Raw genomic sequence first — 17,721 nt, forward strand, 5'->3', positions numbered from 1 at the left:
TCTAATCGGTTTTTTATTTTAGAGCTTAACAGGAAGTACTTCATGGAAAAAATTACCGGAACCGTCAAGACCTTGTATGTCGAGATAGAATTCTTTTAGATCAAAATGAGGAAAAGAAAATTCAAATTCACCTGTTTCATTGGTGTAAATGTTATTTTTCCAATCAACTACACCGTATTTTTTAAATGAATCATGGTCGTAATCTTGGTACTCAATGTTTTTGAAAGGAATATCTTTTTGAAACCCTTTTTTGATCTGAATTTTACTTGATTTAATTGTTGGGTTAGATTCTTTGTCATAAGTTATTCGGGTGTAAATGCGTATGCTTCCGTTGGAACCGTTCATTCCTTCACCAAATCCTGTTCTGTTAATATAAATCTCATCTACCTGTCTTAATGACATGCCTAAAAGTAAACTGAAATCAGTTATAGGAGTATTGTCTAAGTAAACAATTGGGGTTCGGGATCCTAAAACTGATTTGGACGCTCTGGCATTGATAATAACATTTATGCCTGATACACTGACATCGAATCCGTTAAATGATATAAAAGATAAGACATCATTGTATGTTTGCCTGTCTGTTTCATTTATTTTGAATGCTCGGGCATAATTATTCTGGTATCTTGTATTTCCGTAGATAAGCTTCTCTTTTTTTTCTGAAACTAATTGTATACTATCCAGTTCAATTATTTTTCCTGTTTTAGGAAATAGATTAACATATTCATCCTGCTTTTTCTCATAGAAAGTACTTTGACAGGAGTTTTTCTTTATAAGAACAGGTTTTAAAAACTTACTGTTGTTATTCTTTAAAGTAGTAACTACGCTGAGCTTTTTTAAATTAGTATTGTTCTTTAAAAGAGAAAAATGACAATAAACGGAATCTTCTAATAGTAAGTTTTTAAAATAGAACGAGTTGTCGGTTTCTATGTTGGTTCCTAAATTAAGACTTCCTTGAGTGTATAGTTTTAATTGTAGTTTTTCTTTATTCGGGATATTTTGGTTTATTTTTCCGGTAATATCAATACCGAATTCATAATCGTATTTCTGTACAATAGTGTCGTTCAGTATTGAATTCCAATTGTATTTCGATTTACAGCCCATCAAATAAAGGTCGAGTTCGTATTGTTTTTTTCGATCAAAATTTTCGAAATAATAATGTGTATTATTTAATTTTTCTTTAGTTACATTCTCAAAGGCTAAATGATTAATGATAGAATTTTGGCTTATATTGGAGTTAGGAAGAATGCTGATGCTCATAATCCCGATATTATTCTTCAACAATCCTTTTACTCTTATACTGTCGTTGTTTTTAACAGTATTTCGGATTTCAATTTTGTTTGGATCTTTTTTTATAAAGATCAATCTTTCAGCGATGGATTCATTTTTTGAGTTTAATAATCTTAAAGTATTTAACCCGTTAAAGAATTCTTTTTGTTCGAGGAAAAAATCTTTTTTGGTCAGGTTGTCAAAACGGATGTCTAAGAACTTTATAGAATCATATTTTTCTATGATAAGTTTTAAATTTTCTTCTTTTATTTTAGTTAAGGTATTGGCATTGGTTTTTAAAGTAAGCAATACATTATCTTGTTTGATAAAGGTGAGTGCCGATAAATTAACGCCTTCAATAGTCACAGGAGGTAAATCATGTGAAAAAGTTTGGTTAGCAACACTTGTCTTTATGGAATAGGTTGTGTTTTTAGTATTGAGTAAATCAAATTTCCCGTATCCTTCTTGATTTGTATAAAAGCTTGTAATGGTATTGCCGGAATCGTCTGTAACATCGGCGGAAAGTTTGACTCCTTTGTTTTGGCAGTCTGTTATTTTGACAACAACTGTATTATCACTTTCAAATAATAGTTTTCCTCCTTCGGGAGTTATTTCAAAATTAAGATGTTCCGGTTCAGAATGAAGATCGAGAGGTGTGTCTTCAATGTTGATTATTTCAAACTCTTCAATGGTAGATTCATCTTCAATGAAGTTGTTCATGTAATTGGTATAAATATGCAGAAAGTATTTTCCTGAAGGGAGGCTTTTATCTAATTTAATTTGCCCTGAAGTAATCCCGTTTGAAGCATAGAAAAGTTGGTTTTTTATTTCGTTTTTATCTTGATTATAAAGAGTGATATAAACATTGGTGGTTAAAGGATTCAATTTGTTAGTCTTTTTGTCTAAAATATAGCCTTTAAACCATACAGTTTCATTAGAAAAATAAGTGTTCTTGTTGAGGTGTAAATAAATATTTTCTCTGTCAAGTTTAAAATAGTTCTGAAATTTACGGTCAATTTCGCCCATATTCTGAGCCTTTAAAGCTATTGATAGTAAGAAGGTTAAGAGAAAAATTTTTCGAAACATATTCCTGTTTTTTTTTCAAATGTAGGAAAAATACAAATAAATCAAATTCTTTTTTAGTCAAATACAAAAAAAGCTGCCCGAATTGACAGGCAGCTTTTAATTTGTTCTTGTAAGAAGAATGTCATTACATCATTCCCGGCATTCCGCCACCCATAGGAGGCACTGCAGGAGCTTCTTCTTTAATATCGATCAAAGCGCACTCGGTAGTTAAGATCATTCCGGCAACAGAAGCCGCATTTTCAAGAGCTACACGAGTTACTTTTTTAGGGTCAATGATCCCTGCCTTCAACATTTCAACATATTCTCCGGTTTTAGCATTGAAACCAAAATCAGCTTTACCTTCCAATACTTTTGAAATAACAACAGAACCTTCACCACCGGCGTTTTCAACAATTGTTCTCAAAGGAGCTTCGATAGCTCTGTTTACGATTTGGATACCTGTAGTTTCGTCAGCATTAACAGCTTGCACATCGGTTAATACATTTTTAGCTCTTACTAAAGCTACACCACCTCCGGCAACAATTCCTTCTTCAACAGCAGCTCTTGTAGCGTGTAAAGCATCATCAACACGATCTTTTTTCTCTTTCATTTCTACTTCAGAGGCTGCACCAACATATAATACAGCTACACCTCCGGCTAATTTAGCCAAACGCTCTTGAAGTTTTTCTCTGTCATAGTCAGAAGTCGTAGTTTCGATCTGAGCTTTGATCTGGTTTACACGAGCTTTAATGTTTTCAGCATCGCCGTTACCGTTTACAATAGTTGTGTTGTCTTTATCGATAGTAACCGTTTCAGCCGTTCCTAACATAGCTAAAGTAGCATTTTCAAGAGTGAATCCGCTTTCTTCAGCAATTACAGTACCTCCGGTTAAGATGGCAATATCTTCTAACATTGCTTTTCTTCTGTCACCGAACCCCGGAGCTTTAACAGCAGCAATTTTTAATCCGCCTCTTAATTTATTAACTACTAAAGTAGCTAAAGCTTGTCCGTCTACATCTTCAGCAATGATCAATAGCGGGCGACTTGATTGAGCAACAGGCTCTAAAATAGGAAGTAATTCCTGTAAGTTAGAGATCTTTTTATCGTATAGTAAAATATAAGGATTGTCTAGTTCGGCAACCATCTTATCAGCATTGGTTACGAAGTAAGGAGAAAGGTAACCTCTGTCAAACTGCATCCCTTCAACAACGTCTACGTAAGTATCCGTACCTTTAGCTTCTTCAACGGTAATAACCCCTTCCTTACCTACTTTTGTAAAAGCAGTTGCGATCAATTCGCCGATAGTATCGTCATTATTGGCAGAAATAGAAGCTACTTGTTTGATCTTTTCAGAAGAATCACCCACTTCCTGAGCCTGTTTACCTAAGTCTGCTACTAAGGCTTCAACCGCTTTGTCAATACCCCGTTTTAGATCCATCGGATTTGCTCCGGCAGCAACGTTTTTAAGTCCTTCTTTAACAATTGCTTGTGCTAAAACTGTTGCAGTTGTAGTACCGTCTCCGGCTAAATCATTAGTTTTTGATGCTACTTCTTTAACCATTTGAGCACCCATGTTCTCTAACGGGTCTTGTAATTCGATTTCTTTTGCTACGGAAACACCATCTTTGGTTACTGTAGGGCCTCCGAATGATTTAGAGATAATAACATTTCTACCTTTTGGTCCTAAAGTTACTTTAACAGCATTTGCTAAAGCATCTACACCGCGTTTTAAACCGTCGCGAGCTTCAATGTCGAATTTAATATCTTTTGCCATTTTCTTTTTATTTAAATTTTAAGGTTTAAAAGTTGTTTGTTTTTTTATAAGATAGCGTAAATTTCATCTTCACGCATAATCAGGTAATCTTTACCTTCGTACTTGAACTCGGTACCTGAATATTTGCCATAAAGTACAGTGTCGCCTACTTTAACGGTCATCGTGTGGTCTTTTTTACCGTTACCTACGGCAACTACAGTTCCTTTTTGAGGTTTTTCTTTTGCAGTGTCAGGAATAATGATCCCTGAAGCCGTTGTAGTTTCTGCAGCCATTGGCTCAATTACTACGCGATCTGAAATAGGTTTAATGTTTAATGACATAATTTATCTAGTTTTTTAATGTTAAATTTTACGGTCAAAATCTTTTCAGAAATTATGCCAAATGCTTTTCCTGACATTTTTGCTGAAAATAAAAATGCCAGCACTGACAGGCTGGCATTTTAATGATAGTATTTTACAGCAATTATTTTGCAGCGTCCTCTGTTGCAGCAGGAGCTTGTTCAATAGCTTGTTGTTGAGCTTCCGGAGTAGCCGGGATTTCAGTTTGAGGAATAGTCACTTCGTCATCTCCTAATACTTTTGAACCTGAAGCACTGTTGTTAAATGCTATTGAAGATAATAAGATCAATGCAATTAAGATCCCTCCTAAGGTCCAGGTACTTTTGTCTAAAAAGTCAGTTGTTTTCTGAACACCACCTAATTGTTGAGAACCTCCGAATGTAGAAGATAATCCGCCTCCTTTAGGGTTTTGAACCATAATGGCTAAAATCAATAAAAAACAAACAATTGTGATTGCAATTAAAAATCCTGTAAACATAATTAGTTATTATTATTTTGTTGTAATTTTTTTATACTATTAATTCGGTCTGCAAAGAAACTACTTTTTTCTGGATATTTCAAAATTAAAATTTCATAAGCTTGTATGGCACGTTGATATTTTTTTTGTTCTAAGTATATCTGCGCCAATGTTTCGGTCATCAAATGTGTAGGTTCTTCAAGGCTTTTGCTGATATTTACGGCGTTGGACTGGCTTTCTTTTGAAGGAACTATTTTAGGGTTTGTTTCAATAAATTTATCGATCAAATCGAATTTTTTGTTTCGTTCACTGTCAATTTCAGGCTCTTTTTCAGTTTCATTTCTTTCAATAGGAGCAATTCTGGTAAGCTGGAGCCATTCGTTAAAAGAGTGTTTTTCACTTGAATTGAAGTTGAAAGGTTTGCCTATTTCTAATAGCTCTTCCGGAGAAGCTTCTGTATTTTCATTCGGCGCAACATCCGTTTTTAAAGCATGTTCAGTAATCGGGGTTTCTATTTCTTCTGCTTGTGGAATGTCGGTCTGACTTTTCGGGGTTTCCGAAAGGTTTTCGGGAGCTATCCATTCACTTTCCGTAACATCAATCTCTTCAAGAGCCGTTTGTTGTTCTTCGATATGTTGTTTTTGAAGTGTATGAAAACCGTCAGAAGTAATGAAATGAAATAAGATACTTCTATCCGTTGTATAAGCGGCTGCTTTTTTCAGTTCGTAATTGTATCTGAAGCTCTGATTGTTGTAAAGCCCTTTTATATATAAGGCTCTGGCTGCCTGAAAGTACGGAAATTGTTGTAAAACGGATTCTAATGATGCGGTTTGTACATCATTAATAGCTTCTGGCTTGTTTAATAGATATGTTAAATCGTTAGTGTTCAATAGAATTTGATTTTACCATTTTGCTAAGGAAGCGTTGAAAATATCTTGTGTGATCCGTTCGTAAATTTCGTCTAAAGCCGTTGTTAACCTACTTCCTACCATTTGTTCGGAAGCCGGGTAATCATGATAGAATGAAAACCGTTTTTCAAAATCATCATCTTCGTGTTTTTTATTGGTAAAACGAACCAAAACACTTATAGTTAAACGGTTTTGAGCAGCAAGCTGGTCTGCCGTTGCTGACATAGGGGAAATGCGGTATTCTACAATTTCTCCTTCATATACTAAATCTCCGTCGTGATTTACTAAATTCAGGTTCGTCTGGTTCTGGATCAGATCCTGTAGACGAAGTGTGAATGTTCTTTCAATTCCGGGTTCGATCAGATCAGCTGAATTCTGAAAATAATTGACCTGAAATGTTTCGGCGTCGATTTTACCTGTTCCGGTAAGATTATAGTTTACACTACATCCTGTAAACAGCAGGGTGATACTAAGGATTAAAAAACTGTATTTTAGCTTTGAGATCATTTTATAAATCGTATTGTTTAATTTTTCGGTATAATGTCCTTTCAGAGATTCCGAGTTCATCAGCGGCAGCCTTGCGTTTGCCTCGGTTGCGTTCCAATGCTTTTTTGATCAACTCAATTTCTTTGGCCTCTAAACTCAAGGTTTCTTCCTCAATGGCATCTTCAAAAATATATTGGTCATCATCAAGGTCTTCGTGACGGTATCCTTCCGGAGCAATGACGTTGTTTTCTTTTACAGGGATAATTTCCGTTTCCGGCTGTTGTTCAAAAATAATGTCCTCTTCTTTTTGACCGTAAATGCGTTGGATCAGGTTTTTATTGTTTTCCTGAACTTTAGCACTTCCGTTCTGCATGAGTTCCAAAGTTAATTTTTTCAGGTCATTCAGGTCGGCTTTCATATCAAAAAGTACTTTATACAAAATTTCCCTTTCGTTACTGAAGTCACTTTCCGATTTGGTATTGTTTACAATTGAAGGAAGATTGTTTCCTTCAGCAGGGAGATACGCTTGTAAAGTAGCTGCGGAAATATCGCGGTTGGTTTCCAAAACGGAAATCTGTTCGGCAATATTTCTCAGTTGACGAATGTTTCCGCTCCAGCGATAGCGGATCAGGTATTGTATAGCTTCTTCCGAAAGCCGAATAGGTGGCATTTTATATTTTTGAGCAAAATCAGCGGCAAATTTCCGAAACAGGATGTGAATATCATCTTTGCGCTCACGCAAGGGAGGTAAGTGGATTTCCACGGTACTTAAACGATAATATAAGTCTTCGCGGAATTTGCCTTTGGAAATAGCTTCTTGCATATTTACATTAGTGGCAGCCACAATACGAACATTGGTTTTCTGTACTTGTGAAGATCCCACTTTGATAAATTCGCCGTTTTCTAAAACGCGCAGCAAACGAACCTGAGTGGTTAAGGGTAATTCTCCCACTTCATCTAAGAAAATAGTTCCGCCGTCTGCGACTTCAAAATAACCTTCACGAGTGGAAGTAGCTCCGGTAAATGAACCTTTTTCATGACCGAAAAGCTCACTGTCAATAGTTCCTTCCGGAATAGCGCCACAGTTTACAGCAATGTATTTGCCGTGTTTTCGGTGTGAAAGTGCATGAATTATTTTGGGAATACTTTCTTTACCAACACCACTTTCACCGGTAACCAAAACAGAAATATCTGTTGGTGCTACCTGAATGGCCTTTTCAAGTGCACGATTTAATTTCGGATCGTTACCAATGATTTCGAAGCGTTGTTTTATATTTTGAATGCTCTCCATTTTTTTAAGTCTGAAAGTCAAAAGTCAAAAGTTTTAAACTCAAAAAAGAATTTCTTTCGACTTTAAAACTTTAATCTTTCGACTAAATATTATTGCATTTTTTCAGAATACCCGATGGCTTCACCGATTAATGTAGCGGTTGTACAATCTGAAATTTTAACCATTACAAAATCACCCGGTTTATACTCTTCTTTTGGGAAAACCACGACTGTATTTTGAGAGTTCCTGCCGCTCCAATGTTTGTCGGAACGTTTGGAGTCTTTTTCAACTAAAACTTCAACGGTTTGCCCTACAAATCGCTGAGTTCTTTCTAAAGCAATGCGTTGTTGTAAATCTATAATCTCATTTAAACGACGTTTTTTAACTTCTTCAGGTACATCATCTTCCATTTTTCTTGCGGCTAAAGTTCCCGGTCGTTCTGAGTAGGCAAACATAAATCCGAAATCGTATCTTATGTGTTCCATTAAAGACAAGGTATCTTGATGATCTTCTTCAGTTTCGGTCGGGAATCCGGCGATCATATCCTGAGATAAAGAAATATCCGGGATCAATTCATAAATTTTATCAACCAGAGCCATATACTCTTCACGAGTATGCTGGCGGTTCATTTCTTTTAAGATACGAGTGCTTCCTGATTGAACCGGTAAGTGGATGTATTTACATATATTATGGTGTTTTGCCATCACTTCAATAACTTCCACGTGCATATCCTGCGGATTAGATGTTGAAAAACGGAAACGCATTTTAGGAAACTGAGAGGCGCATTGGTCTAATAATTGCGCAAAATCAACTGCTGTAGCTTTTTGTATTTCGCTTGCTTTGTCAAAATCTTTTTTTAGACCTCCGCCATACCATAAATAGCTGTCAACATTTTGCCCTAACAGTGTGATCTCTTTGAATCCTCTGTTCCAAAGATCCTGAATTTCCTCTACGATACTTTGCGGATCCCGGCTACGTTCTCTTCCTCGTGTGAACGGAACCACACAAAAAGTACACATGTTGTCGCATCCGCGGGTAATAGATACAAAGGCAGATACTCCGTTGCTGCTTAAACGAACCGGTTGAACGTCTCCGTAAGTTTCTTCTTTTGAAAGGATTACATTGATGGCGTCACGACCTTCTTCCACTTCTTTTAGAAGGTTCGGAATATCTTTGTAGGCATCGGGACCTACCACCATGTCCACGATCTTTTCTTCTTCAAGGAATTTGTCTTTTAAACGTTCTGCCATACAACCGAGAACCCCTACTTTCATGGATGGGTTGATCTTTTTAACGGCATTATATTGTTCCAGACGTTTACGAACGGTTTGTTCTGCTTTATCTCTGATCGAACAAGTGTTTACTAAAACTAAATCGGCTTCTTCAAGGTTTTGAGTAGTATTATAGCCTTCGTTAGCCAAGATAGAGGCAACGATTTCACTATCCGAAAAATTCATTTGACAACCATAACTTTCTATGAAAAGTTTTTTAGCATTGCCTTCCTTTTGTTCTTTAACAAGGCTTGTTCCTTGTTTGTTTTCTTCAATAATCTTTTCCATTTATAAAAATCCCAAAACGTTTAATGGGCAAAGATAATACTAAATTCTATAATATGACAAGATGTCATATTATCTTTAACGATTTATTTGTTATAAAAACGACAATAGCCGAAAAATTTAAAAAAAACTTATACTTTTGCCTCAAACAAAAATTGGACATGGCAAAGAATTTAGTAATAGTAGAGTCACCCGCTAAAGCAAAAACTATCGAAAAATTTCTAGGAAAAGAGTTTCAGGTAGAATCGAGTTTTGGTCATATAGCAGATCTGCCTTCAAAGGAGATCGGCGTGGACGTAGCGCATGATTTTAAACCTAAATATGAAGTTTCCGGCGATAAAAAGTCGTTAGTAAAAAAGCTTAAGGATTTAGCTAAATCAGCAGAGATTGTTTGGTTAGCTTCCGATGAAGATCGCGAGGGAGAAGCTATTTCTTGGCATTTGGCAGAAGAATTAAAATTGAAGCCGGAAAAGACTAAACGTATTGTATTTCATGAGATTACTAAGTCTGCCATTCAAAAAGCAATTGAAAACCCGAGAGGGATCGATTATAATTTAGTAAATGCGCAACAGGCCCGAAGAGTTTTAGACCGTTTAGTAGGGTATGAATTGTCGCCTGTATTGTGGAAAAAAGTCAAGGGAGGACTTTCTGCCGGACGGGTACAGTCGGTTTCTGTTCGTTTGATAGTAGAGCGTGAACGTGAAATCCAAAATTTCAATGCAGAAGCTTCTTATAGTGTTGTGGCAGAATTTGCAAATGAAGCCGGGAAGACTTTTAAAGCGCGTTTACCGAAGAACTTCAGATCTAAAGCGGAAGCAGAAACTTTCTTAAAACAAAATATTGGCTCTGCTTATAAGGTAAGTGATCTGGAAACTAAACCAACCAAAAAATCTCCGGCAGCCCCGTTTACAACGTCTACTTTACAACAGGAGGCTGCGCGTAAGTTGTATTTGCCGGTAGGGATTACCATGCAAATTGCTCAAAGGTTGTATGAAGCAGGGTTGATTACTTATATGAGAACAGATAGTGTAAATCTTTCTCAGGAGGCTATGGAAGCAGCAAAAGCGGAAATAGAAAGTTACTATGGTAAGGAATTTTCCCAACCGCGCAATTTTGCGACGAAGTCAAAAGGAGCACAGGAAGCGCACGAAGCCATTCGTCCTACAGATATGAGTCGTCATACAGTAAATTTAGACAGAGATCAGGCTCGATTATATGATTTGATATGGAAAAGAACATTGGCTTCTCAAATGAGCGATGCGCAATTGGAAAGAACAAATGTAAAAATAGAAGCAACCGGTCATAAAGAATATTTTGCTGCCAGTGGAGAGGTGATCAAATTTGAAGGGTTCTTAAAAGTGTATTTAGAAGGGCATGATGACGATGAAGAAGAACAGGAAGGAATGCTTCCGGCTTTAACAGTAGGAGAGAAACTGGCGAATCATACTATTGTCGCAACAGAGCGCTTTTCACGTCCGCCAAGTCGATATACAGAAGCATCATTGGTTAAGAAATTAGAGGAATTAGGGATTGGACGACCGTCGACCTATGCGCCGACAATTTCAACAATTATTGCGCGTAATTATGTGGAAAAAGGTTCTAATGAAGGAGTGGAGCGAAAATATAACCAGTTAACGTTGACGGGTACAGATATGGTTTCTAAGGTCTTGGCGGAAACGACGGGATCTGATAAAGGAAAATTGGTACCGACAGATATCGGGATGATCGTAAATGATTTTTTGGTGGCCAATTTTGAAACGATATTGGATTATAACTTTACAGCAAAAGTGGAACAGGACTTTGATGAGATTGCTGAAGGAAAAGAGGATTGGGTGCAAATGATGAAAGATTTTTACAGTCATTTCCATCCGAATGTAGTGGATGTGGAGAAAAATGCTGACAGAGAGACCGGAGAGCGTATTTTAGGGGTTCATCCGGAAAGCGGCAAACAAGTTTCGGTTCGGTTAGGTAAATTCGGACCAATGGCTCAGATAGGAGATGCTGAAGATGAAAACAAACAATTTGCAAGTTTGTTACCGGAGCAGAATATCGGAACTATTACTTTGGATGAGGTGCTTACGTTGTTTTTGTTGCCGAAATCATTAGGAACGTATGACGGGGAGGAAGTAGAAGTGAATAACGGTCGTTTCGGGCCTTATGTCAGATTCGGGAAAACATTTATTTCTTTGCCGAAGGGAGAAGAACCGTTGGATGTAACATTAGAAAGAGCTGCTGAGCTGATAGAAGAAAAAAAGCAGGCAGACGCTCCTATTGCTACTTATGAAGGAAAACCGGTGCAAAAAGGAGTTGGGCGTTTCGGACCGTTCATTAAGTGGGACGGAATGTTTATCAATGTCAGTAAAAAATATAATTTCGACAAGTTGAGTCAGGAAGATATAATAGAGCTTATTCAAGATAAAATACAAAAAGAAAAAGATAAATTAATTCACGATTGGCCGGAAGAAGGAATCCGTGTAGAAAAAGCACGTTGGGGGCGATCGGTTATTTTAAAAGGGAAAACAAAGGTAGAATTAGGGAAAGAAGTGGATGCGGAAAAGTTAACCTTAGAGGAAGTAAAAGAATTGATTGAAAAGAAAGCACCGGCTAAAAAAACAGCATCTAAAAAAGCAACAGCTAAAAAGAAATAAGTATGGTGTTTGATTTTTTGCGACCTGTAAGTGATGAGTTTTTAAATTTTGTAGAAACCTTATCGCCTCAAACATTAGGGAAAAAGACTCTTTTTAATACAGAAGCAGAGTTTCCGGATTTAGAGGGGGTTCAAGTAGCTTTGGTTACGGTGAACGAGTACAGGGGGATGGTAGAAGCAAATACGGATATAGATTTTACGACATTCAGAAAGTATTTTTATGGTCTTTTTCCGGGGAATTGGTCTCTGGTATTGGCAGATCTGGGAACAATTTCTCCCGGAGATTCTATTGAAGACACTTATTTTTTAGTACGATCGGTTTGTGAAGATCTTTTACGGCAGAGAATAATTCCTATAGTGATAGGAGGTTCGCAGGATTTAACCTATGCGGTTTACCGTTCATTCGATGCTTTGGAGCAAATGGTAAATTTGGTTACAGTGGATAGTAAGTTTGATTTTGCGAAAGAGAATAATCCGGTTGCTAATTCGTATCTTTCACGAATTATAGTTGAAGAGCCTAATAATTTGTTTAATTATGCTAATGTAGGATATCAGACTTATCTCAATTCGCAGGAGGAGATCGATTTAATTGAGAAGTTGTATTTTGAAGCTTACAGGTTAGGACAGGTATCCAATACGATCAGTATCGCTGAGCCGGTTTTCAGAGATGCGGATTTAGTAAGTGTGGATATGTTCTCTGTTCAGTCTTCTTTTTCGGGTAATTTCAACCATTTTAATCCGAATGGTTTTGACGGAAAAGAAATATGTGCTTTAATAAGGTATGCGGGAATTAGTGATAAAGTTTCAACTTTAGGTATTTTTAATTTTAATAATTCAACAAAAGAAGTATCTTTGGTGGCACAAATCCTATGGTACTTCTTGGAAGGCTTCGCATTGAGGTCGGGAGAATATCCTTTCGGAACAAAAGAGAATTATTTTAAATATATTGTTCCGATTGATGATGATGAATTGATTTTTTATAAGAGTGACAGAACGGGTAGATGGTGGATAGAAATACCATTTATTTCAGATGTAGATAATAAAATAAAGAAAAATACGTTATTACCTTGCTCGCATGAAGATTATTTAGCGGCTTGTGAGCAGGAAATACCGGAACGGTGGTGGAAAGCACAACGGCGTAATTTGTTATAAACTACCCTTGAAATGAATATTTTATGCAAGGAATTCATGGCATTTAAGATTTTTTTAAGGTTTTTTTCGAAAAATATTGTTTTTTTCAAAATTATTGAATAGGTTTACGCCCTTAAAAAGTAAAAATATTTTTAACCCAAATTTATATGAAGAAGTTAGTTGCATTTTCAGCAATCTTGTCATTGTTTATCAGCTGTGGTAAGGGCGATAGAGGTGAATTAGTTGGTGCAAAAAGTAAAAAATGGCATCCTGAAAAACCATACGGAATGACTTTAGTTCCTGGCGGAGCTTTTATTATGGGTAAATCAGACGATGATTTAGCCAATATACAAGACGCTCCGACAAAGACTGTAACTGTTCGTTCGTTTTACATGGATGAAACTGAGATTACAAATGCAGAGTATCGTCAATTTGTTAGTTGGGTAAAAGACTCTATTATTAGAACAAGACTTGCTATTCTTGCAGACGAAGTAGGTGGTGGTTCTGGTGACGGAGGAAACGGAAAAGCGACAGGTAGTATCGGAGACTATGCTTTTGCCGATGCGAATGTGGAAGAAATGTCGCCTTACGATAAGTATATGTATGAGAATTACTATAGCTTAGGAACAGACGATGATATGTATGCGGGTAGAAAATTGAATCATAAAGCGAAATTGATCGACGATCCTCAAAAATATCCGGATGAGTATTATGTTGAAGTTATGGATTCTATGTACTTACCAGAATCAGAATCGTATAACGGATTAAAAACAATTGATGTTTCTAAATTACAGTTCAGATATAAAGAAGTAGATTGGAATAAAGCGGTTAAAAAGAAAGGAAGAAAAGGTTTGTATAGCGAAAATCCTCCGATCGAGATTTATCCTGATACTACAGTTTGGATTAAAGATTTTGCTTATTCTTATAATGAGCCTATGCATAATGATTATTTCTGGCATGCTGCTTACGATGAATATCCTGTAGTAGGAGTGTCATGGAATCAGGCAAAAGCATTTTGTGCATGGAGAACTTTATATAAAAATTCATACATCAAAAAGAAAAAAGGAAGAGATCAGGTTAACTCTTTCCGTTTGCCAACTGAGGCAGAATGGGAATATGCTGCCAGAGGTGGTGTAGAGTCAGGAACTTTCCCTTGGGGTGGTCCTTATGCTAAAAATGACAGAGGTTGTTTTATGGCTAACTTCAAACCGAATAGAGGGGATTATGCTGCTGACGGTGCATTGTATACTGTTGAGGCTAAATCTTACGAGCCAAACGACTTCAACTTGTACAATATGGCAGGTAACGTTGCAGAATGGACACAATCTTCTTACGACCCGGGATCTTATGAGTTTGTATCTACAATGAATCCGAATGTTCCGGATCAAAAAAATCAGAGAAAAGTTGTTAGAGGTGGTTCTTGGAAAGATGTTGGGTACTTCTTGCAAGTAGGTACTCGTGACTTTGAATATGCAGATTCTGCTCGTAGTTACATCGGTTTCAGAACGGTTCAGGATTACATGGGTACGGCAGCAACAGGAACAAGACCAAAATAATAAACACTAATATTTAACCAATTTTAATTATAATTAACTTAACTAACTAAAAATTATTTATTATGGCAATTTTAAGTAAAAAAGCAATGGGATTCCTTTACGGAATGGGAGCGGCAGTAGTAATCGTTGGAGCGTTGTTCAAATTGATGCACTGGCCTGGTGCGGGACCTATGCTTATTGTAGGGTTGTTAACTGAGGCGTTCATCTTCGCTTTATCAGCTTTCGAGCCTGTAGAAAAAGAATTAGACTGGTCTTTAGTTTATCCTGAATTGGCAGGTGGACAACCAAAAGAAAAAGGGAAAAAAGCTGAAAATCCAGCTGAAGCACAAGGATTATTGTCTCAAAAATTAGATAGCTTGTTAAAAGAAGCTAAGATTGACGGAGCTTTAATGGAAAGCTTAGGAAACAGTATTAAAAACTTTGAAGGTGCAGCTAAAAATATTGCTCCTACTGTTGATGCAATCGCTTCTCAAAAGAAATATGCTGATGAGATGGTAAGCGCTGCTAAAAACTTAGAAACTTTAAATAGTTTATATCAATCTCAATTAGACAGTGCACAGAAAAATGCTGCTGCTAATGAAGAAATTGCTGAAAATGCTGCTAAATTAAAAGAGCAAATGCAATCAATGACTTCTAATATTGCTTCATTGAATGCTGTTTACGGAGGTATGCTTTCTGCTATGAGTAATAGATAATTTTTTAGATTATCATTTATTCAACTTAATTTATAACAATCAAAAAGACAAAATTATTAAGAAATGGCAGGAGGAAAATTAACCCCTAGACAGAAGATGATTAACCTGATGTACTTGGTTTTCATCGCGATGCTAGCTTTAAATATGTCGAAAGAGGTTTTGACCGCTTTCGGTTTGATGAATGAAAAATTTGATACAGCTAACGTTAACCAAAAAGATTATAACTCTAAATTATTAGGAGCTTTAGATACTAAAGCAAGTGATGACCCTACTCGTTTCGGTGAGTCAAAAAGAAAAGCAGATCAAATTGCTAAAGTTTCAAATGAATTTTATGATTTCTTAGGAAAAACTAAAGCTTCAATCGAAGCTGGTTTTGAAAAAGAAGAAGATGGAAAATTACCTTATGAAGCTATGGATAAGTCTACAATTGATGAACTATGGTTCTCTGGTGACGGATATTCAGCTGAAGGTAAGAAAATTATTGATGCTTTTGACAAATATAGAAACGGAATTAAATCTGTTTTAGGTGAAGGCGCTACTTATCAGCCTATTGTTAAAGAATTGGAAACTAAATTTAACACAAGTGATGTTAAAGACGGTGAAGGAGTAAACAAAAAATATTTGGATTATCACTTCAAAGGATTCCCTGCAATTGCAACAATCGCTAAATTAAGTGCTTTACAAAATGATGTTAAAACATTAGAAGCAGGTGTTTATAATGTATTTATGGGTAATACTTTAAAAGAAGCTGCTTCTTTTAAAAACTATAATGCAATTGTAATTCCCGAAAAATCTGCTTTCTTTGCTGGTGAGCAATTTAAAGGTAAAGTTGTTTTAGGTCGTTACGACAAATCAACTGTTCCTACTAAAGTTGTAGTTAACGGTGGAGAAGTTGACTTGGCTAATTCATTACAAGACGGTCAGGTTATGTTAGGGTTCAATGCAGGAAATGTTGGTGAGCATGATATTACTGGTAAATTCACATTCATGGAAGAAGGAAAACCGGTTGATATCGATATTAAAGGAAACTATGTAGTAGTTCCTAAACCGAATTCAGCTACAATTTCTGCTGACAAAATGAATGTTGTTTACCGTGGTGTTGTTAACCCGATGACTATTTCATTTGCAGGTATCTCTGACGATAAAGTTTCAGCTAGTGCACCTGGTTTATCTAAAGGTTCTAAAGTTGGGCAATATAATATGAGTCCAGGACAAGGTAGAGAAGTTACAATCAATGTTACTGGTAAATTACCTGACGGACAAGCGGTTTCTGATAAGAAAACATTCAGAATTAAAGATATTCCTGCTCCTCAAGGTAAAATCAGAAGAGAAGTTGCAGCTAAAGGTCCTAAATCAAGTTTAGAGGTATCAACTGTTACAGCTGAATTGGATGACTTTGATTTTGAATTGAATGTTAATGTTGTTGGGTTCAATATTAAAGTTCCGGGACAACCTACAATCGTTGTTTCAGGAAACAAAATGGACGGAAGAGCAAAAGCTGCTATTTCAAAAGCTAGTAGAGGTGATGTGATTATCATTTCTGAAATTAAAACAAAATTACAAGGAAGTTCAATCATGTTGAAGAAAACAGCACCTTGTACATTTGAAATACAATAATTTTAAGTTTATAGTTTAAACTCTAAAAGGAAATAAAATGAATTGGAGAAAAGTTATTTTAGTTGCAGCATTAGGTTTAAGTTCTACTTTAACATTTGCGCAATCTAATTTATTAAATGCAAAGACTCCTGACCAAATCGGGAAGAAAACAGAAGCTGAATTAGTAGCTGATAATGATAAGCCACTACCTTACGGATACGTAATGGATAGAGATGTATTGATGGGTAAGAGAATTTGGGAGATTATTGACCTTGATGAAAGAGTGAATTTTCCTTATTACTTTCCTGTTGAAGGTGAAATCATGAAAACAAAGGAAAGACAACCTTTGTACAATGTCTTGATTAATGCTATTAAAGACGGTAAAATCACAGAAGTCTATGACTCAAGTTATTTTACGGATAAAAAATCATTAAAAGATATTGAGGCTTCTTTAGTATATATAGATACTACTGATGCCGGTCGTGAATATTTTAATGCCGGTGAAGCTATTCCTGAAGAGTTCATTACAAAAACTCAGATCGAAGCTTACCACGTTGACTCTTATAAAGTTGTTGGCTACTGGTATTTTGATAAACGTCAAGGAGAATTAAAATACCGTATGTTAGGTATTTGTCCGGTTGTTCCTGATGTTTATACAATGAATAACGACGAAAAAGATTATATCGAATTATTCTGGGTTTATTTCCCGGCAGTAAGAGATATTTTGCATGAAGCAAAAGCATTTAATGACAGAAACTCTGCAATGCCTTTCTCTTTTGATCACTTGTTAAATGCAAGACGTTTTAGTTCGGTTATTTACTTAGAAGAGAACGTTTATGGTGATCGTGAAATTAAAGATTACATGCAGGAAAATGCTCAGATGCAATTGTTAGAAGCGGACAGAATCAAAGAAAAGATCCGCGATTTCGAACAAGATATGTGGAATTATTAATATAATTTTTCTCCAATTTAATTT

General features: G+C 36.1%; 14 protein-coding genes. 6 read left to right on the plus strand and 8 right to left on the minus strand.

Annotated elements, in window-relative coordinates:
• Window positions 1-18: 18 nt before the first annotated feature.
• The 8 genes from NHF50_RS09780 to miaB all read right to left on the minus strand — a co-directional run bounded on the left by NHF50_RS09780 (window position 19) and on the right by miaB (window position 9,123).
• Window positions 19-2,352, minus strand: a complete 2,334-nt coding sequence (locus NHF50_RS09780) for a hypothetical protein (RefSeq protein WP_252776110.1) — start codon at window positions 2,350-2,352, stop codon at window positions 19-21.
• Between the two features lie 124 nt (window positions 2,353-2,476).
• The gene (gene groL, locus NHF50_RS09785; RefSeq protein WP_252776113.1) at window positions 2,477-4,105 is read right to left on the minus strand and encodes a chaperonin GroEL; all 1,629 of its coding nucleotides are present in this window, start codon (window positions 4,103-4,105) and stop codon (window positions 2,477-2,479) included.
• Window positions 4,106-4,149: 44 nt separating this feature from the next.
• Window positions 4,150-4,425 (minus strand): co-chaperone GroES, encoded by a 276-nt coding sequence (gene groES, locus NHF50_RS09790; protein WP_109569508.1) that lies wholly within the window; start codon window positions 4,423-4,425, stop codon window positions 4,150-4,152.
• 142 nt (window positions 4,426-4,567) lie between these two features.
• Complete coding sequence (gene secG / locus NHF50_RS09795) at window positions 4,568-4,921, minus strand: preprotein translocase subunit SecG (protein ID WP_109569509.1); 354 nt, start codon at window positions 4,919-4,921, stop codon at window positions 4,568-4,570.
• 2 nt (window positions 4,922-4,923) lie between these two features.
• The gene (locus NHF50_RS09800; protein ID WP_252776114.1) at window positions 4,924-5,790 is read right to left on the minus strand and encodes a tetratricopeptide repeat protein; all 867 of its coding nucleotides are present in this window, start codon (window positions 5,788-5,790) and stop codon (window positions 4,924-4,926) included.
• A gap of 12 nt (window positions 5,791-5,802) precedes the next feature.
• The gene (locus NHF50_RS09805) at window positions 5,803-6,315 is read right to left on the minus strand and encodes an LptE family protein (RefSeq protein ID WP_109569510.1); all 513 of its coding nucleotides are present in this window, start codon (window positions 6,313-6,315) and stop codon (window positions 5,803-5,805) included.
• 1 nt (window position 6,316) lies between these two features.
• Window positions 6,317-7,585: a sigma-54-dependent Fis family transcriptional regulator gene (locus NHF50_RS09810; RefSeq protein WP_252776116.1), complete on the minus strand. Its 1,269-nt coding sequence runs from the start codon at window positions 7,583-7,585 to the stop codon at window positions 6,317-6,319.
• Window positions 7,586-7,674: 89 nt separating this feature from the next.
• Complete coding sequence (miaB, locus tag NHF50_RS09815) at window positions 7,675-9,123, minus strand: tRNA (N6-isopentenyl adenosine(37)-C2)-methylthiotransferase MiaB (RefSeq protein WP_252776119.1); 1,449 nt, start codon at window positions 9,121-9,123, stop codon at window positions 7,675-7,677.
• 158 nt (window positions 9,124-9,281) lie between these two features.
• Between miaB and topA the strand changes: the two genes are divergently transcribed.
• From topA to gldN, 6 genes are all read left to right on the plus strand, one after another.
• Window positions 9,282-11,768: a type I DNA topoisomerase gene (topA, locus tag NHF50_RS09820; protein WP_252776120.1), complete on the plus strand. Its 2,487-nt coding sequence runs from the start codon at window positions 9,282-9,284 to the stop codon at window positions 11,766-11,768.
• A 2-nt stretch (window positions 11,769-11,770) separates the two neighbouring features.
• Window positions 11,771-12,919, plus strand: coding sequence for a formimidoylglutamase (locus NHF50_RS09825; protein WP_252776122.1), 1,149 nt, complete (start codon window positions 11,771-11,773; stop codon window positions 12,917-12,919).
• Window positions 12,920-13,065: 146 nt separating this feature from the next.
• A complete protein-coding gene (gene gldK / locus NHF50_RS09830; protein WP_252776123.1) occupies window positions 13,066-14,454 on the plus strand; it encodes a gliding motility lipoprotein GldK in 1,389 nt (462 codons plus the stop codon).
• Between the two features lie 62 nt (window positions 14,455-14,516).
• Window positions 14,517-15,149 (plus strand): gliding motility protein GldL, encoded by a 633-nt coding sequence (gldL, locus tag NHF50_RS09835; protein ID WP_252776126.1) that lies wholly within the window; start codon window positions 14,517-14,519, stop codon window positions 15,147-15,149.
• Window positions 15,150-15,212: 63 nt separating this feature from the next.
• A complete protein-coding gene (gldM, locus tag NHF50_RS09840) occupies window positions 15,213-16,766 on the plus strand; it encodes a gliding motility protein GldM (protein ID WP_252776128.1) in 1,554 nt (517 codons plus the stop codon).
• A 37-nt stretch (window positions 16,767-16,803) separates the two neighbouring features.
• On the plus strand, window positions 16,804-17,697 hold the full coding sequence (gene gldN, locus NHF50_RS09845) for a gliding motility protein GldN (RefSeq protein WP_109569516.1): 894 nt from the start codon (window positions 16,804-16,806) through the stop codon (window positions 17,695-17,697).
• The last annotated feature ends 24 nt before the right edge of the window (window positions 17,698-17,721 follow it).

Origin of the sequence: Flavobacterium sp. NRK F10, assembly GCF_024054235.1 — a bacterium.
Lineage (GTDB): Bacteria > Bacteroidota > Bacteroidia > Flavobacteriales > Flavobacteriaceae > Flavobacterium > Flavobacterium sediminis.